We start from the raw sequence: 23,440 nt of genomic DNA on the forward strand, positions 1-23,440 counted from the left end.
TCAGCTTCCTGTCAGAAAGTTGCGGCGCGATCCCGACTGTCCGATCGGGACCAGTGATCCACGCGAACCACTGCCCGCGGTCCCGGACCTGAGCAGCGGATAAGTATTTGTACGGGAGGATCGGTCCGGGCTGACACGTCCGACCTGGCTTAGGCGGACAGGTTCCAATCCCTCCCGCAAGCCGTCAAACCGCGCCAGATAGATCTTGGCCTTGTCCGGCCTGCGCGAATGAAAGGCCCCCGCAGCCAGGCGCCAGTCGCCCGTCTCCTTATGGAGATCCTGTAGAAAGCGCGCTGCATAGGATGCATTGGCCCTTGGATCGAACATGGCCGCAACATCGGAGAAGTTCTCACCGTGCCAGCCGTAGTTGATCTGAAAACAACCGACGTCGAAATTGGTAACCCCGCCCGCGACGGCGCGTTCCGCACGATCCAAAGCCTCATCGAAACTGTCGAACCAGGCACCCCGCCCACCAACATTGATCGTCCAGGGCCAAGGCTGCATGACACCGTCCAGGCCGCGCCCTGTTTCGACGCGCGTTATGGCGCGCAAGACATCCAATGGCACGTCGTAGTCTCGTGCAGCCTCGACAGCCGCCCGGTCACATTCCGCGGCGACCGGATTGGTCACGGCCCGGCCCGGCATATTGGGCATCATCCATGGCACGCCGAAAACACTGGCCGCCAAGGCCGCCACCGCCAACCGCCCTATTCTTGCGAAGCGCATTCACACCCTCTTCCATCCGCGTTCTGCGTGATGGCCCAAATCTATCCGGGCAGGTCTTTACAAAGAGTGGAGATCCGCGGCCCATGACCGCAAATCTTAATCCGCGACGGAGACTTCGTAGCGGCTCAGCAATTGCTCTAGCGTCGATTTCGCCGCAGCCGTGTCCTGCAAAAGGCGCCGGTTTTGTGCCAATTCGCCCATCTCGGGACTGGTGGGTGCCGTATCTGTCGACTTCATCAGGGTCGCGACCGAAGCCTTCAGCGGGTCCTCGGATTCAGACAGGTCTGACCATCGGCCGGCCAGCCAGGCCTGATCTTCCGCCGCGTCCACTTGGTTCAACCGCGAATACACTGCGCTTGCCGCACCGTGATCGCCGCTTTCGGATCGCGCTCTGGCGCGGAGCGCATCGATCTCTACACCTTCCAGCCCGACCAGCTCTGCTTCGGCTCGAAGCGGCCGGCCGGTTGCAAGTGCAACCTCGGATCGTAGGATGCGACGGGCCCGGCCCTCCGCTCCTTCCGCGCCCTCGCTCAGGAAGGGTTCAGCAAGGTCGGGAAAGCCCAGGTCCAGCAGGCGGGCGCTCAGAGCATTGCCTGTTGCCACATCGATTGTCGGGACATGACGGGTCGCCAGATCAAGCGCATGTGCCATGAACTCCGCATCCGGTGCGCTTTGAGTCACAAGGCCTGCCACGCGGTTCCGCAGCCGATCCACCGCCAACGGGTCCAGATTGTCCGCGGCCCGCTGATCGAGGATCTCGAACGCGGTTTCGAATTGTCCGGCACCGGCCCGCGCCAGGATTTCGACGCGCAAAAGGTCAATCGCCAAGTCGGAGTTCCTGAACTGCAGCGCATAGGCCGCCACCAACTCAGCCGTTTCGCGGGATACCGGATTGCCTTCTTCCAGCTCCGTTTCCACCATGGCGATCAACGCTTCCGGAGAGATTTCCGACCCCTCACCAACAGCCCTGGCCAATGTGGCCTTGCCCTGATCCGAATCGCCCTTGGCCAGGTTGAGCTTACCCTCTGCCAGGATATGCCGATCCTCCGAGGTTTCACCGCCACGCTCGACGACCCGCAACAGCCGTTCAGCCGTGCCGGGGTCTTTCGCTGCAATGAAACGTTCAGCCAGGATCGGTCCAAGATATTGGCGCATCATCAGCGGCAATTCGTTCATGGTCCGCATGATCGCCGGAACTTCCGGCGCCATATCTGGCGTGATCGCAGGATGCGCCAATGTGGCCCAAAACGCGGCATGGGTGTCGCAATCCATCTGATGAGCGAAAGCCGACGGCTCCGGATCATGGCCGTATTCGAGAATACGCGCCATGGAGGCGACAATCTGCGCCTCACCGCCTGGGTCACCCATCATAGCCAGCGCGCCCAGTGCCTCCGGCCCAAAACCATATCCCACGTAGAATTTGGCCGTTGCCAGTGCCGTCTCGTCCCGCGTGCGATCGAGTTCCGTCATCAGGTCCCGCCGCAATTGGCCCAATTCGAAGGTGAATGGCTGCTCACCACGCCATTCCGTCACATTCAGCGCTTCATCAGGCAGGCATGCGCGACCATCCGACGTGACGGGCTTGTCCCCATGCTGATCCTCGATCATCGAAGAGTGCAGAACAGCCCCGCCCGCCTGCTCGACAGGAACGGATACCGGAGAGACAGGGGCTTCGACCCCCTGGTCCGCAATCGCCGGCGTGTCGCTGTTCTTCACTGGCCTCGACTTGTTGCCTGGCTTGAGCAAGCCCTGTGTCGCGGCCCGCGCCACTTGCTGCAGGATCATGGCTTCAAGCTCGGCGAGTCGCGCAGCCTGATCCGGCGACCCTTCTTCGGTCATGCTTGGCAGGTTGTTCGTGGCCGCCTCGGTCACAGCCTTGGCATCCGCCTGGCTCACGGTGTTCACCTTGACACTCTCGGGTACTCGCGCACTCGACCGTGGTCTCTCGACAACAGGCAATACAGCGTCGGGCTTCTTGTCCACGAGGTCGATTACCAGAACATTGCCTGGCAGGAGCTGAGTCCGGAACTCACAGGAACAGAGATAGGAAAGCTCCAGCGGTGAATTGCTTCGACCCTGCAACACCTCGGAAAATCGGTCGCGCCCGATGCGATCATAGATGGTGGATGTGTCGAACTGCACGCTGGGCGTCGTCGTCAACCGGGCAGCATTGGCGCTTTCTGCAAGATCCCACTCGACCCCTTCCGGCAGATAGGCGACGAGCCGGGTAAACCCGTCATGTTCACCGGACCGCACAACGGCCGTCGCGGCCCAGATCGGACCGCTCCAGACCAGCGCCAGCAGAATGGCAAGAAGTCTCATGCGGCCTCCTGCTTCACGGATTTCAGGGCATCTTCAAGGTCCGAATAGCTGGGCCGGTAATGGGATGGCGTGTTTTGCCGCCCCACTTCGATACAGATATTCGTGGCGTGGTTATGCAGGTTAGCGACCAGGACCTCGCGGATCAGGTGATAGAAATGACCATCGTCCTCGACCACGGTCTTCACCTTCGTGGCGAAGGGGCCGACCAGGCCGTAGGCCAGAAACACGCCGAGGAAGGTCCCCACCAGGGCGCCACCGATCATCTTGCCAAGGATCTCAGGCGGTTGATCGATCGAAGCCATTGTCTTGATCACACCAAGCACGGCTGCCACGATCCCGAGCGCCGGAAGGCCGTCTGCCATGGATTGCAGGGCATGGCTGGAATGCAGAGCGTGATGCAGGTTCGCCTCCATCCGCTTGTCGAGGATTTCCTCGACCTGGTGCGGATCGTCGTAGTTCATGGAGGCCGAGCGCATCGTGTCGCAGATCAACCCGATCGCCTCCTTGTCAGACAGGATTTTGGTATATTTCGAGAAGATCGAAGAATTCTCCGGATCCTCGATATGTTCTTCGATCGCGACCGGATTCTGACGGGCAAGGCGGATCAGTTCGAACAACAGGCAAAGCAAGTCGCGGTAATCATCGGGCTTCCATTTCGGACCCTTGAAGACCTTCCCGACATCCTTGAGCGTATGCTTGACTGACGCCATGTCATTGCCGACCAGGAAGGACCCGACTGCGGCGCCCCCGATCATCATCATCTCGAACGGCAAGGATTTCAGGATGATGCCCAACTTCCCGCCAGCGAGGATATAACCGCCGAACACCATGACGAAGATCACGCCGATCCCGACAAAACCGATCATCTGAGAAACTCCGAAAACGACTCGGGACGATCATCGCCCGTTCAAGTTAAGAAACGGTCATGTCCCGACTATTCCGTCGGGACATTCGCGTTGCGACCGGCCAGGATCACGCTGACCGCATAGGCCGTCTGTGGAGACAGCCCTGCCATCACGCCGGCAGCCGCGCCCGGCTGCATTCGGCCGAGGAAACCAGCCGCGAATTGCGGGTCCATTTCCTCGAACAGCATGGCGGCCTCTTTGGGTTTCATGTTCTCGTAGACGGCGGTAAGGCGCGACAGGTCGTCCTCTGCAGCAGTGTCGGCCAAGGCCAGCGTTTCGCGCAGCGCTTCTTCAGCGCGTGTCAGTTCCGCCAGCTTTTTCTCGATCTCCTGATCCGCAACAGACAGGGCCTGCATACGGTTGGCGACCTGCGCTTCCTTTTCCTTCAGCCGCGCTTCACGGGTGGCGAAAGCTTCCAGCATGGCGGCAACATCGGGCTCCGGCTCGCAGGCCTGCGGCACTGGCGCGTGCGCGGCCATTTCGGACTGGTTCTCCGGTTCTTCAGTTCGCGCGATCGCCTGGCCCGCATCCGCACCGATTCGCAGGACCGCCGACCCGATCAGCAAGCACGCCAGGATCAGCAACGTCCCCTTGCCGCGACGCCGGACAGACCGGCGTTTGCGCGGTTTTTCCCTGGTCGCCTTCCGTTTCATCCGCCAGCACTCCGCCGCGTGAAGACGGGCCCGGACACGACATTGCCCTTATCCTTTGCCTCATCCGCATCGGGCAGGTCGTGCATCGACGCGACCATCAGTTCCAGCCGCTTGGCCACGGTTTCGGCCCGGTTGGTCAGATCGGTGAGCGAGGCAGAGCTGTCCTGCGAACTGGCCTGGGCCGCTGCGAGGGTGCGCGTCAGGTCATCGACCTGTGCGGACAGCACGGCAACAGCACCCCCGACCCCGTTTTCGAGGTCGTTGAACCGGGTCAGCCGTCGCGCCAGCACGAAGCAATAGAATGCCGCCCCGAGGGCGCCGGCGACCAGTAGAATATCAGCAATTAGTTCCATTTTGTCCCTCAATTCATCACGAATTCCATGACCAACAGGTCATTGACGTTTCCTTGTCCTGTCACGACTTGCACCCGTCGCAACATCTGTGCGCGTAGCCGCACCAGGGCCGACGGGTCCTGCAGATCCGACAATTCGACCGCGCGCAGGTAGGAGTTCAGAACGTCCACCACACGCGGTAGCAACATCGTCACCCGTTCCGCCCGGGCAGAAGGCACTTCCAGTTGCGCGCGGAAGCGCAAGTGACGGTTATCGGCCGCGCGACCCATGGTGATCGTCATCGGCTCGATCGCTACGTAAGCCACATCGGGCATATCGATTGCGTCCGCGCCCGGTTCCTCCAGGGGATGGTCACCGTCCGCATGTTCAGCAGGTGCGCCGAACAACATGCCCGAATAGATCGCAAAGAAACTGCCACCACCCCCGACCAGGGCCAGGACCAGCCCCAGAATCAGGGGCAGCTTGGAGGCCTTCTTCGGCGCGACGTCCTGTTCTTCTTCCGTATCTGCCATCGTGAATTCCGAATTTGTCGATGGCTCTTCATAACCCGACAGGGACTAACCGATTGTTAAGGCAGATCGGCGAAAAGTCGGGTCACCGGGCGGTAGAAAATTGCCCTGACAGGAGGCCCAAGTGCAGCAGTTGATCTCTCTGTGGATTGGTATGGATTCGCGGCGCAGGATCGTGACGGTCCTGGCAAGTCTTGCCTTGTTCGTGACCGTTCTCGGCCTGACTCGCATGGCGACTCAGCCGGGCATGGCCCTGCTTTATTCCGGCCTGGAAAATGGCCAGGCGGGTGAAGTCGTGCGTGCTCTCGAACAGCGCGGCGCATCCTACGAGGTGCGCGGCGGCGCCATTTATGTCGAAGGGAATCAGCGGGACGAACTCCGCATGACCCTCGCCAGCGAAGGTCTGCCGCGGAACAATTCCCAAGGGTACGAACTGCTGGATTCGCTCAGCGGTTTCGGCACCACGTCGCAGATGTTCGATGCCGCCTATTGGCGCGCGAAAGAAGGGGAATTGGCCCGGACCATCGCGGCCTCTCCGCAGATTCAGGCCGCGCGCGTGCATATAGCCAATGCCGGTTCGAACCCGTTCCAACGTGACCTGAAACCCACCGCGTCCGTTTCGGTTACCGGGTCGGGAACGCTATCTGGCGGTCAGGCCAGGGCGCTGAAATATCTTGTCGCCTCCGCCGTTGCCGGCCTCAGCCCCGACGACGTTGCGATCATCGACAGTTCCGGTGAATTGCTGGCGGGTCAGGATGAACTTGCCCCCAACAGCTCCACTGACGATCGGTCCGTGAAACTGCGCGAACGGGTCCAGCGCCTGCTGGAAGCCCGTGTCGGTTTCGGCAATGCCGTGGTCGAGGTCAGTGTCGACACCGTGACCGAAAGCGAATCGATCCGCGAACGCCGGTTCGATCCGGAAAACCGCGTCGCCATCTCGACCGAGACGGAGGAACGCTCCGGCACGTCACAGAACGCGGCGAATGACGTCACGGTGGCGTCAAACCTCCCTGACGGCGATGCTGCGGGTGGTGAGAACTCGACCAGTCAGTCCAGTGAAACCCGTGAGCGGGTGAACTACGAAGTCTCTGAAACCGAAAGGGAAATCATTCGTGCACCCGGTTCGGTGAAACGGCTGACGGTCGCGGTTCTTGTCAACGGGATCGAAGCACAGGGGCCAGATGGGGCCGCCACGCTCGAACCCCGGCCAGATGACGAACTCGACGCGCTGCGCGATCTCGTCGCCTCTGCCGTCGGCTTCGATGAAACCCGCGGCGACGTGATCACCATCAAGTCCATGCTCTTCGAAGAGCTCGAGCCCCAGGGGACCTTTGCCAGCAATTCACTGACTGATCTGATCGCGCTGGACCCGATGTCGATCATCCAAATGGCGATTCTTGCGATCGTCGCGCTGGTTCTCGGCCTCTTCGTGATCCGCCCGGTCCTGCGTGGCTCCGGTGCCGATATCTCCCAACTGCCCGCGCCCGCCATGTCCGGCCCTGATGACGACCGGGGGTCCAGCTCTGCTTCCAACGCCCTGACCGGCGAAATCACGGATGACGATTTCACCCTGCCGGACCTGCCTATCGTGTCGGATTTCGACACCGGCGGTCTGCCCGGCTTCGACGACGACCCCTCCGAAGATCCGGTGGAACGGCTTCAGTCTCTCATCGGCGAACGTCGCGATGAAACCGTCGAAATCCTGAGGAGCTGGCTCGAAGACAGAGAGGAAACGGCCTGATGTCCATCGCGCATCTCCTCGACGATTTCGGATCCCAACCGGCGCAATCCGCGCCCTCCCAGGCCATGGCCGAAGAGGAGGTCGAGACCCTGCGCCTGCAATCCTACGAAGAAGGCTACAAGGCCGGCTGGGAGGACGCGATCAAGTCTCAAAGGGACCAGAGCGCGCATATCTCAGACGAATTTGCACGAAATCTGCAGGACCTGTCCTTCACCTACCATGAGGCGCACAGCCAGGTGATGCAAGCCATGACCCCGCTGATCCAGGACATCATTGATGTCGTCGTGCCGGAAACGGTCAAGGAGACCATAGGCTTGCGCGTTGTTGAACAGCTGAGCGAGATGGCGCGCCGCAACGGGGCCCACCGGGTCGAGATCATCGTCGCTCCCGAAGATGCCGACAAGATCCGGGTCCTTCTGGACCAGGATTTCGGCTTCCCGATCGAGGCGATGTCTGACGAAACCCTCGCAGAGGGGCAAGTCTTCCTGCGCATGGCCCAGGAAGAACGGCAGATCGACATGGAGGCCGTGATGTCCGGTATCCGCCAGGCGGTGGCCGGGATCCTTCAAGAAACTGAAAGGAAAATGATGCATGGATAAACCTGCAGCCGAAAAGGGGCATCCCTTCTCCTCCGTCCCGATCGAGATCACGATTTCGGTCGGCAAGGCGCGCCCGCTCATCCGCGATCTGCTGTCGCTGGAACATGATGCGGTGCTGCCGCTCGACCGCCGTGTCGACGATCCGGTCGAACTGTATGTCGGCGATCGCCTGATCGCCCGTGGCGAACTGGAAGAGATGGAGGGCGACCAGGCCGGGCAGCTCGCCGTGCGCCTGACAGAGGTCGCCGACCTTCAGGACGGTATCTGACCCCATGACCAGAAAGACGATGTCGGTCGCGCTGACCGTCGGTTTGATCCTGGCCGCCAGTGCGGCCGGGGCGCAGGAACTCAGCCTCGACCTAGGGGATGGCGGCTCGATCTCTGCGCGCAGCCTTCAGCTGATCGCGCTGATCACGGTGCTCAGCATCGCGCCGGGCCTTGCCATCATGATCACCTGTTTCCCGTTCCTCGTGACGGTTCTGTCGATTCTTCGGCAGGCCATCGGCATGCAGCAATCGCCGCCCAACATGCTGATCATCTCCCTCGCGCTGTTCCTGACCTATTACGTGATGGAACCGGTCTTTCAGACAGCCTGGCAGAACGGGATCGACCCGCTGGTCGCCGGCACGATCGAGTTGCAGGAGGCCGCAACCCGCGCGATCGAACCCTTCCGGGGTTTCATGGCCAACCGCGTGGACGCTGAAACCTTCGAAACCATGGCCGCGTTGCGCCCGGACAATGCGAATATCGCCCGTGGCGAGGATGCGCCGCTGTCTGTCCTCATCCCCAGCTTCATGCTGTCCGAGGTCTCGAGGGCCTTCCAGATCGGCTTCCTCGTCTTCCTGCCGTTCCTGATCATCGACCTCGTCGTCGCGGCGGTGCTGATGTCCATGGGTATGATGATGGTCCCGCCGGCCATCGTGTCGCTGCCCTTCAAACTCGCCTTCTTCGTCATCGCGGACGGATGGTCGATGATCGCCGGCAGCCTGGTACGCAGTTATTTCTGAAACCGCGATCTAGAACAACACCAATTGAAGAAAGCGGTCGGGAATATCCCGGCCGCTTTTTATATTCCCTCTGACCCCGAAGTTGCGCGAACGGAGACGGACAATCGCGGGCCCACCGAACCAGTCAATCCGAAAGACTGCGCCGGTCAGAACCCAAGCACCGGATCGCCCCAAGAACTTGCATTGGCAACACATGAGTCCATGCGCCCAGCCTCTCAAAAGAAAACCGCCGCTCCGAATGGGGCGGCGGTTCCTGTTGTTCCGACAGAGACGGGAGGCAGATCAGCGCACCATGAACTCCGCGTGCAGGGCGCCGGCCGCCTTGATACTCTTGAGGATGTCGATCATGTCGCGCGGGGAAACACCAAGGGCGTTGAGGCCGGCAATCACCTCGGACAAGGATGCACCGGGAGGGACCTCGGCCAGGCCGGTGCCCGGCTCTTCCTCCAACTCGGCCCGGGTGCGGGGCACCACGACCGCCTCGCCATCGGTGAAGGGGTTCGGCTGCACCACCATCGGCGCTTCCTCGATCCGCAGGGTCAGGTTGCCCTGGGACACGGCCACGCGGCTGATGCGGACCTCGTCGCCCATGACGATCGTGCCGGAGCGTTGATCGACCACGACACGCGCCTTGCGTTCCGGCGTGACCAGTATGTTCTCGACCCGCCCGATCGCATGGGCCGGGGACGGCATCCGCGTGGCCTGGATGTCCAGCCGCACCGTGCCCGCATCCAGCATGCGCGCCACGCCCCGCCCGAAATCGCGGTTGATCGCGGTTTCGATCCGACCGGCCGTGGTGAAATCCGGGTTGCGCAAAGCCAGCCGCAATGACCCGAGTGCATTAAGATCGAAATCGATCTCCCGCTCGACCCGGGCACCGGAGGGGATGACGCCGGCGGTGGGGACGCCCTGGGTCACAGTGGCCGCGTCGCCCTCGGCTGTTGCGCCGCCAGCGATGATCGTGCCCTGGGCAACGGCGTAGATTTCCCCATCCGCGGCGTTCAGCGGCGTCATGATAAGGGTCCCGCCCAGAAGGCTTTTCGCGTCGCCGATCGCGGAAACGGTCACGTCTATCTGACTGCCTGCTCGGGAAAAGGCCGGCAATTCAGCGGTGACAAATACGGCCGCCACGTTCTTGGGCCGGAACTGTTCCCCGGTGACGTTGACGCCCAGGCGTTCCAGGATGTTGGACATGATCTCTTCGGTGAAGGGCGCGTTGCGCAGCCCGTCGCCCGATCCGTTCAATCCGACAACCAGGCCATAGCCGACCAGGTCGTTGCCACGGACGCCGTCGAATTCCACGAGGTCCTTGATCCGGATCGGGTTGGCCGCAACCGACCCGGCCATCACGAGAAAGAAAAGCAGGGCGCGAATGATCATCGTAGGTAATCCGTAAGCGAGAGGCGGGAGAGACGCGCGGTGACCGTATAGAGCCCTTCCAGCTGGAACTGGACGTCCTCAAGCCGCGTGACCGTTTCGTAGGGATCGACCGCGAGCAATTCCGTCCGCGCCATCTGGAAAGACGTCCGTTCGGCGGCAATCCGGGTTGCGCTTTCCTCGATCCGCGACTGGGCATAGCCCAGATCGGCGCGGATCTCGGTCAGGCCATTCTGTTGGAAGGCCAGGCCTTCCCCCGCGGCGACGACAATCTCGGATTGCAGGGTCTGATCGAAGCCCAGGCTCGTATCCGAGGCAAGCGCCGCCATGGCCGCATTCTTCAGCAGCACGCGAACCGAGGCATCGTCGCCGCGCAGGGCCAGGTCGACACTTTCGCCATTGCCCAGCGCGAAGGCCGACAGGTCCTTCGTATCGCCGGTATAGCCGATCGTTTCGAAATCACCGCCTGGCCCGAACCAGGTGTCAAAGACGGCCTGAACGCCGGCAAGCGTCGTCTCGCCGGCCACTTCGGTGCGCAGCGCATCCAGCATCACATTGGCCGGGGCGAGAGAGGGCTGATCCGTCGCCACCCCGGAAAACAGGGACCGCCCGCCGATATTCGTGTTGATCTTGGAGACCATGACGGCGAAGTCCTCTCCCGCGCGGTGCGAGGCAGAGGATACGATCTGCGGCATGTTGGACCGGCCCGAGGACATGAGCGTATTGCCCAGGTCGCTGGACACGGTCTGGAACCCTTCCAGCGCGTCCTGCATGGTCTGGGTGAACAAACGTGCCTCGTTCGTGGCGCTGGAATAGCCGTCCAGCAAGGACAGGTTCCGCTCCACGTCGGCAAGGTAGGAATAACTGCCCGAGAGGTGTTTCGCGACGTCCGCAGTGCGGCCGCTCGACAATTCCTCGATCAGCGTCGACATTTCGGCCTTCAGATTGCCGTTCTGGCGACGCAGCAGGTAGGATTGGGCGAGATCGCCAATGGTCGTCAGTGTCATGGTCAGAGGTCCATCAGAATTTGGAGCATGTCATCAACGGTCTGCACCACGCGGGCATTCGCCGCGTAGGCCTGTTCGATCAGCATCATGCGCTGCATTTCCTGATCGGTGTCGACCCCGTCTGCCAGCAGACGTTCCTTGATTTCGCCGTGGCGGGTGACCTCGAAAGTCAGGCTCTGTTCCGACAATTGCCGCTCTGTCCCGGCCAGCGACAGAAGGCTGGAGGCGAGGCCGGAGGCGGAAATTCCCGCCGTGCCGAAACTGCCGGAGCTTGGAACACGCCGTTCCGCCAGTGCCTCCATCATGTCAGTCAGAAGCGCGCTTTCTCCCGGCGGGCCGGCCACCGCTGCCCCAAGACCGTCGCGCAATCTCCAGGTGGCACCGCCCTGAGCCGGATCGACCAGCGCGTTCACGGAGATACGAGCCGCGATACCCTTCTCGTCGACCGCATCGAAGGCCGCGCCATTGTCGGTGAAGAGCCCCGGATCGCCAACCGCCCGCGTGGCATCAAGGCCCGATTGCTGGAACCTCTCGATCATGTCGCGCGCCGACACATCGACCCGCGATTGTGCCTCCACGGCCAGTTCGTCGCGGATCTCGAACAGCGCGGCCAGGCGTCCACCCCCCAGTGTGCCCCCACCGGAAGACGTGTCGACATCGCGCCCGTTCAGCGTAAGCCCGGACAGATCGCCGTTTTCAAGGCTCTGATAGGGGGTAATCACGTTGGTCCGGTCGAAGGACAGCTCCGATGCGCGCCCATCCAGCAGGAAGGACCCGCCGGGCGTCAGCAGGGCGACGACCCCGCCATCGCGCTGGATTTCGCGGACCGGCACATATTCCGCCAATTCGTCGATCACCGCCTGGCGATGATCCATCATCCCGGCGGAATCCCCGCCAGTGGCATTGGCCCGCAGGATCGAGTTGTTCAGCTTCTCGACCTGCTGCAACAATTCGTTCATCCGGTCGACGGAGGCGGCGATTTCCGCGTCGGCCTCCTGCCGCAGGGTCTGGATCCCGTCGGTGATGCCGTTGAATTCGCCCGCCACCCGTTGCGCGGAAGTCAGGACCGCGTTCAGCCGCTCGGGCAAATCCGGGCGGCTGGAGGCGGAAATCAGGTTGTTTTCGAAATTTGCGATCTGGGCCGAAAGCGAATGGCTGTCCTCGGGCGTGCCGAGGATCGTCTCCATCCGCTGCCGGAATGTTGTCAGCGTATCCGCATGGCTCAGGTCGCTGTCGGCGGCGCGCAGGTCATGCACCAGCTTCAGATCGGTGTGCCGGGAAATCCCGGCCACCTGGACCCCACCGCTCGACCCGGTCGTGCGCGTCACCAGTTCAAGTTCCCGCCGGCCATAGCCTTCCGTCAGGGAGTTCGAGACGTTCGAGGCGATGACGGAAGCTGCCCGCGAAGACGCGGTCAGCCCCGACAAGGCGTTGGACAAGGCACCGGAGATGCTCATGACATTTCCCTTTCAGCTGAGCGGTGGGCAGACGGCGACGCGTCAGGCCTTACCGCTTGATATTGGTGGTTTCCTGCAGCATCTCGTCCACCGTCTGGAAAACCTTCGCATTGGTGGAATAGGCGCGCTGGGTGCGGATCATGTCCGTCAGCTCTGCCGCGACATCGGTGGCCGATTCCTCGCGGGCGAAGGCGACTATGTCACCGGTCGGGCCGTCACCGGCATCCCACAGGAAGAAGGCGCCACTGTCGGGCGAGGGCTTGTAGGTCTGGTGATCCATGGCAAGCAGGCCGTTGGTGTTCGGCATGTCGGCCAACGGGATCTGGTACATGGTCCGCTTCACGCCGGTATCGAAGAAGGCGTGGACGAAGCCGTTCGCATCGACCTCGACCGAGGTCATGTTGCCCACGGCCGATCCGTCCTTGGAAATCGACAGCGGCGCGAAGACGTCGGACAGCTGGCTCAGCCCGCCGGTGCCGCCCAGCGTACCAAGGTCGATCTCCATCGGGCCGCCCTGCACGTTGACGATGATGCTGCCGCTGTTGCTGTCATAGGCCCCGCCGGTGGTGGCGGTCACGGCCTGAAGTGTGCCGCCCCCGATCCGTGCATCGGCGAAGTTCAGGGTGTATTCGCCGACAACCGCGCCGCCCTGGGCGCTGTCGGTGATGACCATGGTCCATTCATTGGACGCCCCGCTTGCCGGCACGGTCGGGGTAAATTCGATCGTGACACTCTCGGATTTGCCGAGGTTGTCGAAATATTCGACCGACAATTGCTGGCTGGTGCCGGCGGCGCCGCTCTCGGTTTCCGTCGCAGGCAGGTTGACGCCCAGACCGATCGTCGTGGTCGGCTTGCCCTGGAACAGGTTCGGGTTGATCTGGACCGGCACGAGGCCGTCTGCCGTGTCACGCGGAACCAGCGGGATCGACCCGGAATCGTCAGCCGGCCAGCCAAGCATGACCAGCCCGGATTCGGTGCGCAGGTAGCCGTCTTCGTCTGCCTTGAACGACCCGGTGGTCGTCAGCATCATTTCGTCGAAATCGCCGGTATTCTCGACCTCGTAGGCCGCGGCAACGGGGATCATGCCCCGACCGCGCACCGCGATATCCGTCGCGTTCGACGTGGTCACAAGGGGACCGCGTTCGTTGATCAGCCGTTCGGTCGTGGCCCGGACGCCACCAGCCGTGTAACCGCCGCTGTTTTCGCCAATCACGAGGGAATGAAAATCGGCCTCGACCCGTTTGTACCCGTAGGTCGAAGAGTTTGCGATATTGTCCGCAATCGTCCCCAGCTTCGTCGCGTTGACGTGAAGCCCGGCGACGCCCGCGTTCATCGAAGAGGAAATTGTCATGAATACGCCTTTCTGCTGCATCGACATTTCGTCGGCAGCAGGAATAGGCCCGCAGCACTTAAGATGCGGCTAACAGCTAAAATCCTCTCCTTTTCTTGCGCCCTCCCCTCAAAGTCGGTCCCTCAGCAACACGATCTCAAGGCGATTATTGCGTCTTGCCATAGGGTTACGCACCGCCGGTTCACGATCCGCATGGCCCGTGACCCGCACAATCCGGTCCCGATCCAGCCCCTGGTCACCCATCAATTGTCGCATCGCATTGGCGCGACCGGCCGAATTTTCCCAAACGGGGTTCTGATTCAGCACCACGGGACGGGCGGCGACATGCCCTTCGATGGCGATATCGTTCGACACGATGGCGGTCACCCGCACCAGCATCCGCGCGATATCCTCCAGCAGGGCCGTCGGCCTTTCGCTGCGTGGTTGGAACATCGGCGCGCCGTCCAGGTCAAAGACCTCGATGATCAGGCCTTCGTCGGTGACCCGCGTCACGATATGCTTGAGAAGGTCCGGCGCGACCTCACTCTCTCCGGACAGGCCCATCAGCTTGTCCTCGACAGCGCGCAGCGCGGCTTCCTCTTCCTTGGCGCGTTCACCGCCATCGGCCACCAGTCCGCTTTCCCCGCGGGCCTCGTTGGTTTCCGTCGCCTGGATCGAGGTCGCCCCGGTGCCGATCTGTGCCATGACGGTTTCCGAGAACACGCTCTCGCCACCAAAGGCCCCGTCGCCACCCCCGGACACCCGGTTGATCGGGATCGTCGGCGAAAAGTAATCCGCGATCCCCTTGCGTTGTTTTTCCGTCGTTGCGTTCAGCAGCCACATCAGCAGGAAAAAGGCCATCATTGCCGTCACGAAGTCGGCATACGCAACCTTCCAGGCGCCGCCGTGGTGACCATCACCACCGACAACCTTTTTCCGTTTGATGATGACCGGCGCCGCATTTGATTGCGCGCTCATCCACACCACCTATTTCTCACCCGGAAACAGGTGTAAGCCCGCGGATCTTATCAACCGGTTAAAGTTGCAAAGCTGTTAAGCCGCGGCGCCCGGCAAAGTCTTTCAAAGTCTATAGACCCGCTGCGCCGTGTCGTGGAACAACGCCGCCTTCTCGGTCTCCGACGCGCCAGACGCCAGGCGCTTGAAGGCATTCCAGACCACCGGATAGGCGCAGGACCCCTTGTCGACCGGGAAATTGCTTTCGAACATGCAACGCTCCGGCCCGAACAACTCGATCGTCGTCTCGATATAGGGGCGCCACAGCCGCGAAAGCTCTCCAGACGACGGCGGCAGAGGTTCGCGGTTCAGGTCGAACCCGTTCACGTCCATCGCCAGACCGCCCAGCTTCACATGGGCATTCGGACAGGTCGCCAGATCGGTCATCGACGCCTTCCAATCGGCGAACACCTCGTCCCGGTGGCCACGATAGGGCCCGATGCCCAGCGGCCCGCCGACGTGATCCAGGATCATCGTCGTTTCGGGGAAGGCACGGGCGAGGTCGGCGAAATCCGGGATCTGCGGATGATAGAGCCACCCGTCGAAGGTCAGCCCCGCAGGCTGCAACCGGGCAAAGCCCGCGCGGAAGGTTTCGTCGTACATCTGCCGCAGGGGCGCATTGGGCACGGCGCCGGAAAACGCCTCCCCGCCCGAGGCGGTGATATGGCGGATGCCGCGCAGACGGCCCTTGGCGGCGGCTTCGTGCGCTTCCAGCACGCGGTCCACATCCGCGCCCAGCATCAGGTCCGCGTGGGCGACGATCCCGGCCACGGCACCAATATCGGGGCGTTTCTCGGCGGCCTCTTCGGCGATAGACACCGCAAACTCCGTCTCGCCCACCGGCATCATCTCTTTCGGGCCGTCCGTGCGATAGCCATAGCGGCACTGGATGAAGACCGATTGGCGGATATTGTGGCCAGATGTCAGATCGCCCAGCAATTCATCGGTGTAATACGGTCCAAGACGATCCCACAGGTGGTGATGCGGATCGATGATCGGCAGATCGGGCTCCAGGATCTCCTCGCTGAGCTTCGCCAGCCAGGCCTCGTCCGTCATGATATGCGTCGTCGCTTCGTAAGTCATCGTCAGTCCTCCCTGCCCGGGAAGATAGCGAATGATCCGTTTTGCGAAAGTATATTCCGTAATGCGGACCATTGCGACGGTGCAAAGGCCTTTATGCAGGACCCGCCGCAATGCTAGGACGGATCAAGGGTATCTGAGAGAGTGACATGACACGGGCCTTGGTATTGGGCAGCACGGGGCGGCTGGGGCGGATCATGAGGCGTGTCTGGGCGACACCGCCCGACGCGTTCTCGGCGCTGCACTGGATCGCACGGAAACCCGAACCGGGGGTGACCGCCTGGCAGCCGGGCGACCCGACCGGTGCCCTGCCCCGTGCCGACGTCATCATCGCGCTCTGGGGTGTGACGGCGGGCGACGAGGATACGCTTGCCCTGAATTCCACCCTCGCCACAACGGCGATGGACCTGGCGCTCGATCTCGGCGCCTCCCGCGTGCTGCATTGTTCCAGCGCGGCGGTCTATCCCGGGACCTCCGACCCGCTGGAGGAAACCGACGACACCGATCCGCCCCGCCCCTACGGCGCCGCCAAGCTGGCGATGGAGGAAGCGGTGCAGGCCTGGGTCCAAGACCACCCGAACGGGCCGATGACCTGCCTGATGCGGCTCGCCAATGTCGCCGGCGCCGACAGCCTGTTCGCCAGTCTCGACCGCGGGGGTCCGGTCACGCTCGACCAGTTCGCCGACGATCATGGGCCACAGCGCAGCTACCTTGCCCCGCAGGATTTCGCCCGCGCCCTAATCGACCTCTCGACCTGCCCGGATCGCTATTTCCCGCCCGTGGTCAACCTCGCCGGCCCGCGCCCCGTCGCGATGGAGGCGATCGTGCGCGCCGCAGAACGCCAGGTGATCTGGCAACCCGCCCCGGACAACGCACTGCAATGCGTGTCGCTCGATACCGGGCGGATCACTCGGCTCAGCGGTGAACTCGTCGCCAGTTCGGATGCCGGCAGCCTTGTCGCCAACTGGCGGGATTGGGGCGAGACGCGACAATGACATTTCTCAAACGGGTGATGGACCTGATCTGCGTGGCCCTCTTCGCGCTCACGCTCTGGCCATTCTTCATCTGGGTCAGCCTGCTGATCCTGATCCGCGATGGCCGCCCGATCTTCTTCGTGTCCGAACGGATGAACGGGCCCGACAGCGCCTTCGGCCTCATCAAGTTCCGCACCATGCGCCACGATCCCGCGGATGCCGGTGTTTCGGGCGGGGACAAGGTCCACCGCATCACACGCACGGGCCGCTACCTGCGTCGCAACCGCCTGGACGAGATCCCGCAACTCTGGAACGTGCTCCGCGGAGACATAAGCTTTGTCGGCCCCCGCCCGCCCCTGCGCCGCTATGTCGAGATGTTTCCCGATCTCTACGACCAGGTCCTAAAATCCCGCCCCGGCATCACCGGGCTCGCCACCCGCGTCTATCACCGGCACGAGGAACTGATCCTGGCCCGCTGCAACACCGCCGCGGAAACCGAGGCCGCCTATATCCGCCGCTGCGTTCCGGCCAAGGCACAACTGGACCTGATCTACCAGGAAAGGCGCACGATCTGCTTCGACATCTGGCTGATGTTTTCGACCGTGATCCGCCGCATGCCGGTGCGCTACAAACCCGGTCGTACAGGCAGATGAACGCCGATCCGGGACAACAGACTTGCCCAAAACGATTTTTTGAACCAAAACATAGGCATTGAAGATGTGCCTTCACTGGCAAATTACTGTGAAAGGATCCGACGCATCGTTCTGAACATGCTTCCTGAACCTTCGGGATCATCGGAACGATTCGATGGCTGCTTGCCTCGGACGGAGCCGAATTGATGCTGTACAAGATTGCGACGACGATCAGTCATCGGAAGAAGCAGGCGATCCTGCTTTTCCTGGATCTGTCATTGGTCGTCGTGGCCTTCTTCGGCAGCGAAGCGCTCCTCAGCAGTGCAGCCTCCACGCCTTTCGCCCCTTTCGCGCGCCTTGAATTCCTGATCGCCGGCTTCTGTGCCGCTGCGGCCTCGATCCTGCATCTGGGCCTGCACCGGATGAAGCTGAACGCCTACGAGGCGCAGGGCATGACCGATACGGTGCTGGTCGCCGGTGCGGTCGGCGCAGCCTGCGGGCTGACCAACTTCGTCGCCGAAACGCCCATGCGCTTCGCCGAGATCCTGGTCGTTAGCGCCTCCTACCTGATCCTCATGATGGCGTCGCGCCTGATGCTTCTGCGGCTGGTCCGCTGGATCTGGAGCACCGGATCGGCCGAAACCCGGGTGCTGATCTACGGCGCCGGGCAGACCGGCCGTCAGCTGGCCGCCGCGCTCGCCACGGATACCGCGGTCTTCCCGGTCGCCTTTGTCGATGACAACCCGCGCCTGCAAAGCCTGACCATCGCCGGACTGCGGGTGCATTCGCCCGTGCAGATCGCCGAACTGGTCGAACGCAATGGCGTCGACCGGATCGTGCTGGCCATGCCGTCCGTCGGGCGTCACGCCCAGATGCGCATCCAGCGAAAGCTTCAGGATATCGGCTGCGAGGTGCAATCGCTGCCCTCCTTCGCCGACCTTGTGGCCGAAGGCGGCGAATCCAGCCGCAAGCCTGCCATCGACCTGGCCGGCCTCATGGGCCGCAACCGCCTGGAAGAAGAACTTCCGGGCGTGTCAGAGGCCTATGTCGATCGCTCGATCCTCGTCACTGGCGCCGGTGGCTCCATCGGGTCGGAGCTTTGCCGCCAGCTGACGCTCTGCGATCCGGCCAAGATCGTGCTGATCGACCACAGCGAACTGGCGCTCTACAACATCCTCAAGGAACTCAAGGATATCGCGCCGAACCTGCCGGTCGTGCCGATCCTCGGCTCCGTCTGCCAGGCGGAACTGGTGCGCGACGTGCTTTCGCAGCACGACATCGACATCGTCCTGCACGCCGCCGCCTACAAGCATGTGCCGCTGGTGCAGATGAACGCCATCGAAGGCGTGCGCAACAACGTCCTCGGTACCAAGACCGTGGCCGAGGAATCGGGCCGCGCCGGGGTCGAACGCTTCATCCTCGTGTCGTCGGACAAGGCCGTGCGCCCGACCTCGATCATGGGCGCGACCAAGCGGATGGCCGAACAGGTGGTCCAGGACCTTGCGACGCGGTCCAAACACACCCGGTTCTCGATGGTGCGCTTCGGCAATGTCATGGGCTCCTCCGGTTCGGTGATCCCGTTGTTCGAGGAACAGATCTCCCGCGGTGGTCCCGTCACCGTCACCGATCGCCGCGTCACCCGCTTCTTCATGACCGTGTCCGAAGCCGTGCGCCTCGTCCTGCTGGCCGGATCCTTTGCCCGTGGCGGCGACGTCTTCGTACTGGATATGGGCGAACCCGTCCCGATCCTGAACGTCGCCCGGCAGATGATCGAAGGCGCAGGCTATTCGGTGCGCGATGAAAACAACCCCGATGGCGAAATCGAGATCCAGCTGACCGGCCTGCGCCCCGGCGAGAAGCTGCACGAAGAGCTGTTGATCGGCTCCGACATGCTGACCACCCCGCACACCAAGATCCTGCGGGCCGACGAATCTCACCTGTCCGAGATCGAGATGGCCAAGGCGCTGAACGAATTGCGCGCCACGATCACCGACCGCGACCCCAAAAAGTGCAACGAGATCCTGCGCCGCTGGGTCGAGGTCGACCCCAAGCTGGCCGAGGTCGTGACCACCGACGCCTAACCGTCCTCGCGGCCCCGCGACGCGATATGGCTTGTCGTGACATCAATCAGAACCGTTCCGTCCGCCGATGAAACCTCGGTCCGGATCACCTTGAGCGTCCGGCCCCTCCGCACGTACCGCGCCCGTGCGGTCAACGTCCCCTCCCGGACATTGGACAACAGCTGCGCCGTCAGGTTGATCGCCAGCGGAAACCCGGCCATCCCGCCGGATGTCTGCGCACCTTGCAGGGCCAGGTTGGTGGCCGTGACATCCGCGAACCAGATCAGCGCCCCGGCATGAACGGTGCCATAGGGGTTCATGATCCCGGCCTGCACCGGCATCGTCCCCTGCGCTTCCTCCGGCGAGATCAGTTCGCAGTGGAACCGTATCTGCCCGGCGTAATCCTTGGTGTGTGACATGGTGCTCCTCCTCGATCAGAGGATGCAGCCAATTAGCGTCACTTGTCTATGTCAGTCTGACAACCTGGCCGTCGATCATCAGATCGGCTGCCATGAATTGCGGGCCGGGAAAGAACCGGATGCGCGGGTCGATCAGCCGTGCGGCCAGTTGCGCCCCGATCCAGGCCGCGTCGGGATGCTGTACCGTCAGCGACAGCAGCTCCGCCTCGCCGCCCTGCATCTGCGTCGGTGGCAGAGGGTCGGCCTTCCATTCCAGGATCGACGGCATCGCGCCATCCAGCGGCAGGTATCCGTCTTTGGGCACTGTCAGAAGCCAGCTCAGATCGCCGCGGGTCACCGGGATCGCAGGACCCAGCAGGCCGGGCATATCCGGCAGCATCGTCGTCATGTCGCTGCACCGCAGGACCCAATGCGCCAGGTGCGGTTTCTGGACCGGCTGGTCTAGCCCGAACCAGCGCGGCCGATCCGGCGCCGGCGCATCCGGATTGACCGCGATCACCTCGAGGAAACTGTCCGCACCCAGCCGCAACAGCCGGTTATGGGTGCCCATCAGCGGATGCTCTCCGCCCGGTCCCATTTCCAGCCCCGTCAATTCGCGCACATGGTCCACACCGGCCTCAAGGCTCGGTGCGGCCACGACAATATGATCAAGCGTAAGCGTCATCCCAGCTTGGCAAGTACCGCATCCACCCCCGCCTGGGCAACCTCCGTGTCCTGCGCCGGAGAGCCGGAGCTGACACCTATCCCCCCGATACAGGCCCCGTCCAGGATCACCGGCAGGCCACCGCCCACCACCATCAGCCGCCCGCCGATGGCCGAGGCGATGCCATAGGCCGGCGCGCCGGGCTGGCTGGCCTCGCCATATTCATGCGTCGCCTTCTTCGCGCCGGAGGCGGTATAGCTCTTGTCGATCGCGATGGTCGTGGACGTCACCTTGCCCCCGTCCATCCGCTCGAAGGCGACAAGGTTCCCGGCATCGTCGGTGATCGCGATGCACATCGGCACGCCGATCTCGACCGCCTTGGCCTTCGCGGCCTCCAGCATCACGCGGGCATCGTCCAGATCCAGCCTGTTCACCGAAATCATGCGTAAACCTCCTTCGCCTTGCGCCGGGCGGCATGCAGCACCGGCTCGGTATAGCCCGAGGGCTGCGCCACCCCGGTAAAGATCAGATCCCGTGCCGCCTGGAAAGCCGGCCCATCGGGATTGTCGACCAGCGGCCGATAGGCCGGATCACCCGCGTTCTGGGCGTCCACCTTCGCCGCCATGCGCATCAGCGCAGCTTCAACCTCGTCGCGGGTGATCAACCCGTGTTCCAGCCAGTTCGCCAGGTATTGCGAGGAAATCCGCAGCGTCGCGCGATCCTCCATCAGGCCCACATCGTTGATGTCCGGAACCTTCGAACACCCGACGCCCTGATCGACCCAGCGGACCACGTAGCCCAGGATCCCCTGGCAATTGTTGTCCAGGTCGCGGCGTACCTCGTCCTCGGTCAGGTTGCGCCCGGACAGGACGGGCGGGGTCAGCAGATCGCCCAGATCGGCGCGCTCCCGGCTCATCAAAGCATCCTGGCGCGCGGCCACGTCGATCTGGTGATAATGGGTGGCGTGCAGCGTTGCGGCGGTCGGCGACGGCACCCAGGCGGTGTTGGCCCCGGCAGTCGGGTGGTTCGTCTTCGCCTCCAGCATCTCGGCCATGCGGTCGGGCTTGGCCCACATCCCCTTGCCGATCTGCCCCTTGCCCCGCAGGCCAAGCGCCAGCCCCGCATCGACATTGCCGTCCTCATAGGCCTTCAGCCAGACAGAGCCCGCCATTTCCCCCTTGGGAATGAACGGCCCCATCTGCATCGAGGTATGGATCTCGTCGCCGGTACGATCCAGGAAGCCGGTGTTGATGAAAACCAGCCGGTCCTTCACCGCCCGCATGCATTCGCGCAGGTTGGCCGAGGTGCGGCGCTCTTCGTCCATCACGCCCAGTTTCACGGTGTTCAGCGGCAGGCCCAGGATCTCCTCCACCCGCGCATACATCGTATCGGCAAAAGCGACCTCTTCGGGGCCGTGCATCTTGGGCTTCACCACGTAGACCGACCCGGCGCGCGAATTGCGCGGGCCTTCGGTCTTTTGCAGGTCATGCATGGCGCAGGCGACGGTCACCAGCGCATCCAGCATCCCCTCGGGCGTTTCCTCGCCCTCGAACATCACCGCGTCAGTGGTCATCAGGTGGCCCACGTTCCGCACCAACAGCAGGGCACGACCCGGCAGGGTCAGGCTCGACCCGTCCGGCGCGGTCAGCACCTTGTCGCTATTCAGCGCGCGGGTCATCTGCTGGCCGCCCTTCTCGAAGGTCTCGGTCAGCCCGCCGGTCATCAGGCCCAGCCAATTGGCATAGACCTCGGTCTTGTCGGCGGCATCCACGGCGGCGACGCTGTCCTCGCAATCCTGGATCGCGGTCAGGGCCGATTCCAGCACGACGTCCTTCAGCCCGGCGGCCGAGTCCCTGCCCACGGGATGCGACGGGTCGATCAACAGCTCGATATGCAGCCCGTTGTGGCGCAGCATGTAGGACGCGGTATCACCGTCCTCCGTGTAGCCCACGAAAACGGAGGGGTCGACAAAGCCATGAGCCTTGTCCCCGACCTTCGCGACCAGCGCAGCACCGTCCCGCTGATAGGCGGTGACATCTGCATGGGACGCGCCATCCAGCGGCACGGCACCGTCCAGGAACTCCGCGGCCCAGGCCACGGCCTGCGCCCCGCGCTTGGGGTCATACCCCTTGCCCTCGGGCGCACCGGGCAGCGCATCGGTGCCATAGAGCGCGTCATACAAGGATCCCCACCGGGCATTCGCCGCGTTCAGCGCGAACCGCGCATTCATCACCGGCACGACCAGCTGCGGCCCGGCAATCGTCGCGATCTCGGGGTCGACATTCTCGGTCCCGATCTCGAAATCCGGGCCCTCGGGCACCAGGTACCCGATCTCTTCCAGGAAGGCGCGATAGGCGGCGGCATCCCAATCCTGACCCTTGCGCTCGGCCAGCCAGGTGTCGATCTGCGCCTGCAGGCTGTCGCGCTTGTCCAGCAGCCGCAGATTTTCCGGCACCAGGTCCTTCAGCATCACGGCATAGCCTTCCCAGAAGGCCTTGGCCTCCACCCCGGTGCCGGGCAGGATCCGCGTCTCGACCAGCTCTGCCAGTTCCGCGGCGACCTGCAGGCCGGCCCGTTCCACATATTCCGTCATGTCACGACTCCTCTTGTTGCGCGGACCCTAGCGCGTTGC

General features: G+C 63.1%; 23 protein-coding genes. 7 read left to right on the forward strand and 16 right to left on the reverse strand.

Annotated elements, in window-relative coordinates; all coding sequences use genetic code 11:
- The 6 genes from ATO9_RS07490 to ATO9_RS07515 all read right to left on the reverse strand — a co-directional run bounded on the left by ATO9_RS07490 (nucleotide 1) and on the right by ATO9_RS07515 (nucleotide 5,471).
- Nucleotides 1-726: a lysozyme family protein gene (locus ATO9_RS07490; RefSeq protein ID WP_081979484.1), complete on the reverse strand. Its 726-nt coding sequence runs from the start codon at nucleotides 724-726 to the stop codon at nucleotides 1-3.
- 96 nt (nucleotides 727-822) lie between these two features.
- A complete protein-coding gene (locus ATO9_RS07495; RefSeq protein WP_043747270.1) occupies nucleotides 823-3,048 on the reverse strand; it encodes a hypothetical protein in 2,226 nt (741 codons plus the stop codon).
- A complete protein-coding gene (gene motA, locus ATO9_RS07500) occupies nucleotides 3,045-3,914 on the reverse strand; it encodes a flagellar motor stator protein MotA (RefSeq protein ID WP_043747271.1) in 870 nt (289 codons plus the stop codon). The genes ATO9_RS07495 and motA overlap by 4 nt, the downstream gene beginning before the upstream one ends.
- A 68-nt stretch (nucleotides 3,915-3,982) precedes the next feature.
- A complete protein-coding gene (locus tag ATO9_RS07505) occupies nucleotides 3,983-4,606 on the reverse strand; it encodes a MotE family protein (RefSeq protein WP_043747272.1) in 624 nt (207 codons plus the stop codon).
- Nucleotides 4,603-4,959: a hypothetical protein gene (locus ATO9_RS07510; RefSeq protein WP_043747273.1), complete on the reverse strand. Its 357-nt coding sequence runs from the start codon at nucleotides 4,957-4,959 to the stop codon at nucleotides 4,603-4,605. The genes ATO9_RS07505 and ATO9_RS07510 overlap by 4 nt, the downstream gene beginning before the upstream one ends.
- Nucleotides 4,960-4,967: 8 nt before the next feature.
- Nucleotides 4,968-5,471, reverse strand: a complete 504-nt coding sequence (locus ATO9_RS07515; protein WP_043747274.1) for a flagellar basal body-associated FliL family protein — start codon at nucleotides 5,469-5,471, stop codon at nucleotides 4,968-4,970.
- Nucleotides 5,472-5,592: 121 nt separating this feature from the next.
- Between ATO9_RS07515 and fliF the strand changes: the two genes are divergently transcribed.
- From fliF to fliP, 4 genes are read left to right on the forward strand one after another with little or no spacing between them, the layout of a single operon-like run.
- Nucleotides 5,593-7,209, forward strand: coding sequence for a flagellar basal-body MS-ring/collar protein FliF (fliF, locus tag ATO9_RS07520; protein ID WP_043747275.1), 1,617 nt, complete (start codon nucleotides 5,593-5,595; stop codon nucleotides 7,207-7,209).
- Complete coding sequence (locus ATO9_RS07525; RefSeq protein WP_043747276.1) at nucleotides 7,209-7,808, forward strand: FliH/SctL family protein; 600 nt, start codon at nucleotides 7,209-7,211, stop codon at nucleotides 7,806-7,808. Before fliF ends, ATO9_RS07525 begins: the two co-directional genes overlap by 1 nt.
- The gene (locus ATO9_RS07530) at nucleotides 7,801-8,076 is read left to right on the forward strand and encodes a FliM/FliN family flagellar motor switch protein (RefSeq protein ID WP_043747277.1); all 276 of its coding nucleotides are present in this window, start codon (nucleotides 7,801-7,803) and stop codon (nucleotides 8,074-8,076) included. Before ATO9_RS07525 ends, ATO9_RS07530 begins: the two co-directional genes overlap by 8 nt.
- 4 nt (nucleotides 8,077-8,080) lie before the next feature.
- Nucleotides 8,081-8,815: a flagellar type III secretion system pore protein FliP gene (fliP, locus tag ATO9_RS07535; protein WP_043747278.1), complete on the forward strand. Its 735-nt coding sequence runs from the start codon at nucleotides 8,081-8,083 to the stop codon at nucleotides 8,813-8,815.
- A 282-nt stretch (nucleotides 8,816-9,097) separates the two neighbouring features.
- On the opposite strand, the gene ATO9_RS07540 is transcribed toward fliP, so the two are convergent.
- The 6 genes from ATO9_RS07540 to ATO9_RS07565 all read right to left on the reverse strand — a co-directional run bounded on the left by ATO9_RS07540 (nucleotide 9,098) and on the right by ATO9_RS07565 (nucleotide 16,083).
- Complete coding sequence (locus ATO9_RS07540) at nucleotides 9,098-10,195, reverse strand: flagellar basal body P-ring protein FlgI (RefSeq protein WP_043747279.1); 1,098 nt, start codon at nucleotides 10,193-10,195, stop codon at nucleotides 9,098-9,100.
- Nucleotides 10,192-11,199, reverse strand: a complete 1,008-nt coding sequence (locus ATO9_RS07545; protein ID WP_043747280.1) for a flagellin — start codon at nucleotides 11,197-11,199, stop codon at nucleotides 10,192-10,194. The genes ATO9_RS07540 and ATO9_RS07545 overlap by 4 nt, the downstream gene beginning before the upstream one ends.
- A 2-nt stretch (nucleotides 11,200-11,201) precedes the next feature.
- Nucleotides 11,202-12,656: a flagellar hook-associated protein FlgK gene (flgK, locus tag ATO9_RS07550; protein ID WP_043747281.1), complete on the reverse strand. Its 1,455-nt coding sequence runs from the start codon at nucleotides 12,654-12,656 to the stop codon at nucleotides 11,202-11,204.
- Between the two features lie 49 nt (nucleotides 12,657-12,705).
- Nucleotides 12,706-14,007 (reverse strand): flagellar hook protein FlgE, encoded by a 1,302-nt coding sequence (locus ATO9_RS07555; protein WP_238318676.1) that lies wholly within the window; start codon nucleotides 14,005-14,007, stop codon nucleotides 12,706-12,708.
- A gap of 108 nt (nucleotides 14,008-14,115) precedes the next feature.
- On the reverse strand, nucleotides 14,116-14,964 hold the full coding sequence (locus ATO9_RS07560; protein ID WP_043747283.1) for a flagellar motor protein MotB: 849 nt from the start codon (nucleotides 14,962-14,964) through the stop codon (nucleotides 14,116-14,118).
- A 102-nt stretch (nucleotides 14,965-15,066) separates the two neighbouring features.
- Nucleotides 15,067-16,083 carry an amidohydrolase family protein gene (locus ATO9_RS07565; protein WP_052418158.1) on the reverse strand — a complete coding sequence of 339 codons (1,017 nt, stop codon included), beginning with the start codon at nucleotides 16,081-16,083 and terminating at the stop codon, nucleotides 15,067-15,069.
- 146 nt (nucleotides 16,084-16,229) lie between these two features.
- On the opposite strand from ATO9_RS07565, the gene ATO9_RS07570 reads away from it, so the two are divergent.
- From ATO9_RS07570 to ATO9_RS07580, 3 genes are all read left to right on the forward strand, one after another.
- Nucleotides 16,230-17,075: an NAD-dependent epimerase/dehydratase family protein gene (locus ATO9_RS07570; RefSeq protein ID WP_081979485.1), complete on the forward strand. Its 846-nt coding sequence runs from the start codon at nucleotides 16,230-16,232 to the stop codon at nucleotides 17,073-17,075.
- On the forward strand, nucleotides 17,072-17,707 hold the full coding sequence (locus ATO9_RS07575; RefSeq protein ID WP_156127814.1) for a sugar transferase: 636 nt from the start codon (nucleotides 17,072-17,074) through the stop codon (nucleotides 17,705-17,707). Before ATO9_RS07570 ends, ATO9_RS07575 begins: the two co-directional genes overlap by 4 nt.
- Nucleotides 17,708-17,892: 185 nt before the next feature.
- Complete coding sequence (locus ATO9_RS07580) at nucleotides 17,893-19,767, forward strand: polysaccharide biosynthesis protein (RefSeq protein ID WP_043747284.1); 1,875 nt, start codon at nucleotides 17,893-17,895, stop codon at nucleotides 19,765-19,767.
- Here the strand turns inward: ATO9_RS07580 and ATO9_RS07585 are convergent.
- The 4 genes from ATO9_RS07585 to ATO9_RS07600 are packed head-to-tail and all read right to left on the reverse strand — an operon-like array spanning nucleotide 19,764 to nucleotide 23,401.
- On the reverse strand, nucleotides 19,764-20,165 hold the full coding sequence (locus tag ATO9_RS07585) for a PaaI family thioesterase (RefSeq protein ID WP_043747285.1): 402 nt from the start codon (nucleotides 20,163-20,165) through the stop codon (nucleotides 19,764-19,766). The genes ATO9_RS07580 and ATO9_RS07585 overlap by 4 nt on opposite strands.
- Before the next feature lie 46 nt (nucleotides 20,166-20,211).
- Nucleotides 20,212-20,829 carry a VOC family protein gene (locus ATO9_RS07590; RefSeq protein ID WP_043747286.1) on the reverse strand — a complete coding sequence of 206 codons (618 nt, stop codon included), beginning with the start codon at nucleotides 20,827-20,829 and terminating at the stop codon, nucleotides 20,212-20,214.
- Nucleotides 20,826-21,251, reverse strand: coding sequence for a GlcG/HbpS family heme-binding protein (locus tag ATO9_RS07595; RefSeq protein WP_043747287.1), 426 nt, complete (start codon nucleotides 21,249-21,251; stop codon nucleotides 20,826-20,828). Before ATO9_RS07595 ends, ATO9_RS07590 begins: the two co-directional genes overlap by 4 nt.
- Nucleotides 21,248-23,401 (reverse strand): malate synthase G, encoded by a 2,154-nt coding sequence (locus ATO9_RS07600; RefSeq protein WP_043747288.1) that lies wholly within the window; start codon nucleotides 23,399-23,401, stop codon nucleotides 21,248-21,250. The genes ATO9_RS07595 and ATO9_RS07600 overlap by 4 nt, the downstream gene beginning before the upstream one ends.
- Nucleotides 23,402-23,440: the final 39 nt, after the last annotated feature.

The sequence above is a fragment of the Pseudooceanicola atlanticus genome (assembly GCF_000768315.1).
Taxonomy (GTDB): Bacteria; Pseudomonadota; Alphaproteobacteria; order Rhodobacterales; family Rhodobacteraceae; genus Pseudooceanicola; species Pseudooceanicola atlanticus.

Bases quoted from the DNA above. Each gene is read 5' to 3' on its own strand.
- ATO9_RS07555 (WP_238318676.1), bottom strand. From the start codon at position 14,007: ATGACAATTTCCTCTTCGATGAACGCGGGCGTCGCCGGGCTTCACGTC.
- ATO9_RS07490 (WP_081979484.1), bottom strand. From the start codon at position 726: ATGCGCTTCGCAAGAATAGGGCGGTTGGCGGTGGCGGCCTTGGCGGCC.
- ATO9_RS07595 (WP_043747287.1), bottom strand. From the start codon at position 21,251: ATGATTTCGGTGAACAGGCTGGATCTGGACGATGCCCGCGTGATGCTG.
- ATO9_RS07505 (WP_043747272.1), bottom strand. From the start codon at position 4,606: ATGAAACGGAAGGCGACCAGGGAAAAACCGCGCAAACGCCGGTCTGTC.
- ATO9_RS07580 (WP_043747284.1), top strand. From the start codon at position 17,893: ATGCTGTACAAGATTGCGACGACGATCAGTCATCGGAAGAAGCAGGCG.
- ATO9_RS07540 (WP_043747279.1), bottom strand. From the start codon at position 10,195: ATGATCATTCGCGCCCTGCTTTTCTTTCTCGTGATGGCCGGGTCGGTT.
- ATO9_RS07585 (WP_043747285.1), bottom strand. From the start codon at position 20,165: ATGTCACACACCAAGGATTACGCCGGGCAGATACGGTTCCACTGCGAA.
- motA (WP_043747271.1), bottom strand. From the start codon at position 3,914: ATGATCGGTTTTGTCGGGATCGGCGTGATCTTCGTCATGGTGTTCGGC.
- fliP (WP_043747278.1), top strand. From the start codon at position 8,081: ATGACCAGAAAGACGATGTCGGTCGCGCTGACCGTCGGTTTGATCCTG.
- ATO9_RS07565 (WP_052418158.1), bottom strand. From the start codon at position 16,083: ATGACTTACGAAGCGACGACGCATATCATGACGGACGAGGCCTGGCTG.
- ATO9_RS07525 (WP_043747276.1), top strand. From the start codon at position 7,209: ATGTCCATCGCGCATCTCCTCGACGATTTCGGATCCCAACCGGCGCAA.
- ATO9_RS07575 (WP_156127814.1), top strand. From the start codon at position 17,072: ATGACATTTCTCAAACGGGTGATGGACCTGATCTGCGTGGCCCTCTTC.
- ATO9_RS07515 (WP_043747274.1), bottom strand. From the start codon at position 5,471: ATGGCAGATACGGAAGAAGAACAGGACGTCGCGCCGAAGAAGGCCTCC.
- ATO9_RS07560 (WP_043747283.1), bottom strand. From the start codon at position 14,964: ATGAGCGCGCAATCAAATGCGGCGCCGGTCATCATCAAACGGAAAAAG.
- ATO9_RS07600 (WP_043747288.1), bottom strand. From the start codon at position 23,401: ATGACGGAATATGTGGAACGGGCCGGCCTGCAGGTCGCCGCGGAACTG.
- ATO9_RS07510 (WP_043747273.1), bottom strand. From the start codon at position 4,959: ATGGAACTAATTGCTGATATTCTACTGGTCGCCGGCGCCCTCGGGGCG.
- ATO9_RS07570 (WP_081979485.1), top strand. From the start codon at position 16,230: ATGACACGGGCCTTGGTATTGGGCAGCACGGGGCGGCTGGGGCGGATC.
- ATO9_RS07590 (WP_043747286.1), bottom strand. From the start codon at position 20,829: ATGACGCTTACGCTTGATCATATTGTCGTGGCCGCACCGAGCCTTGAG.
- ATO9_RS07545 (WP_043747280.1), bottom strand. From the start codon at position 11,199: ATGACACTGACGACCATTGGCGATCTCGCCCAATCCTACCTGCTGCGT.
- ATO9_RS07530 (WP_043747277.1), top strand. From the start codon at position 7,801: ATGGATAAACCTGCAGCCGAAAAGGGGCATCCCTTCTCCTCCGTCCCG.
- ATO9_RS07495 (WP_043747270.1), bottom strand. From the start codon at position 3,048: ATGAGACTTCTTGCCATTCTGCTGGCGCTGGTCTGGAGCGGTCCGATC.
- flgK (WP_043747281.1), bottom strand. From the start codon at position 12,656: ATGAGCATCTCCGGTGCCTTGTCCAACGCCTTGTCGGGGCTGACCGCG.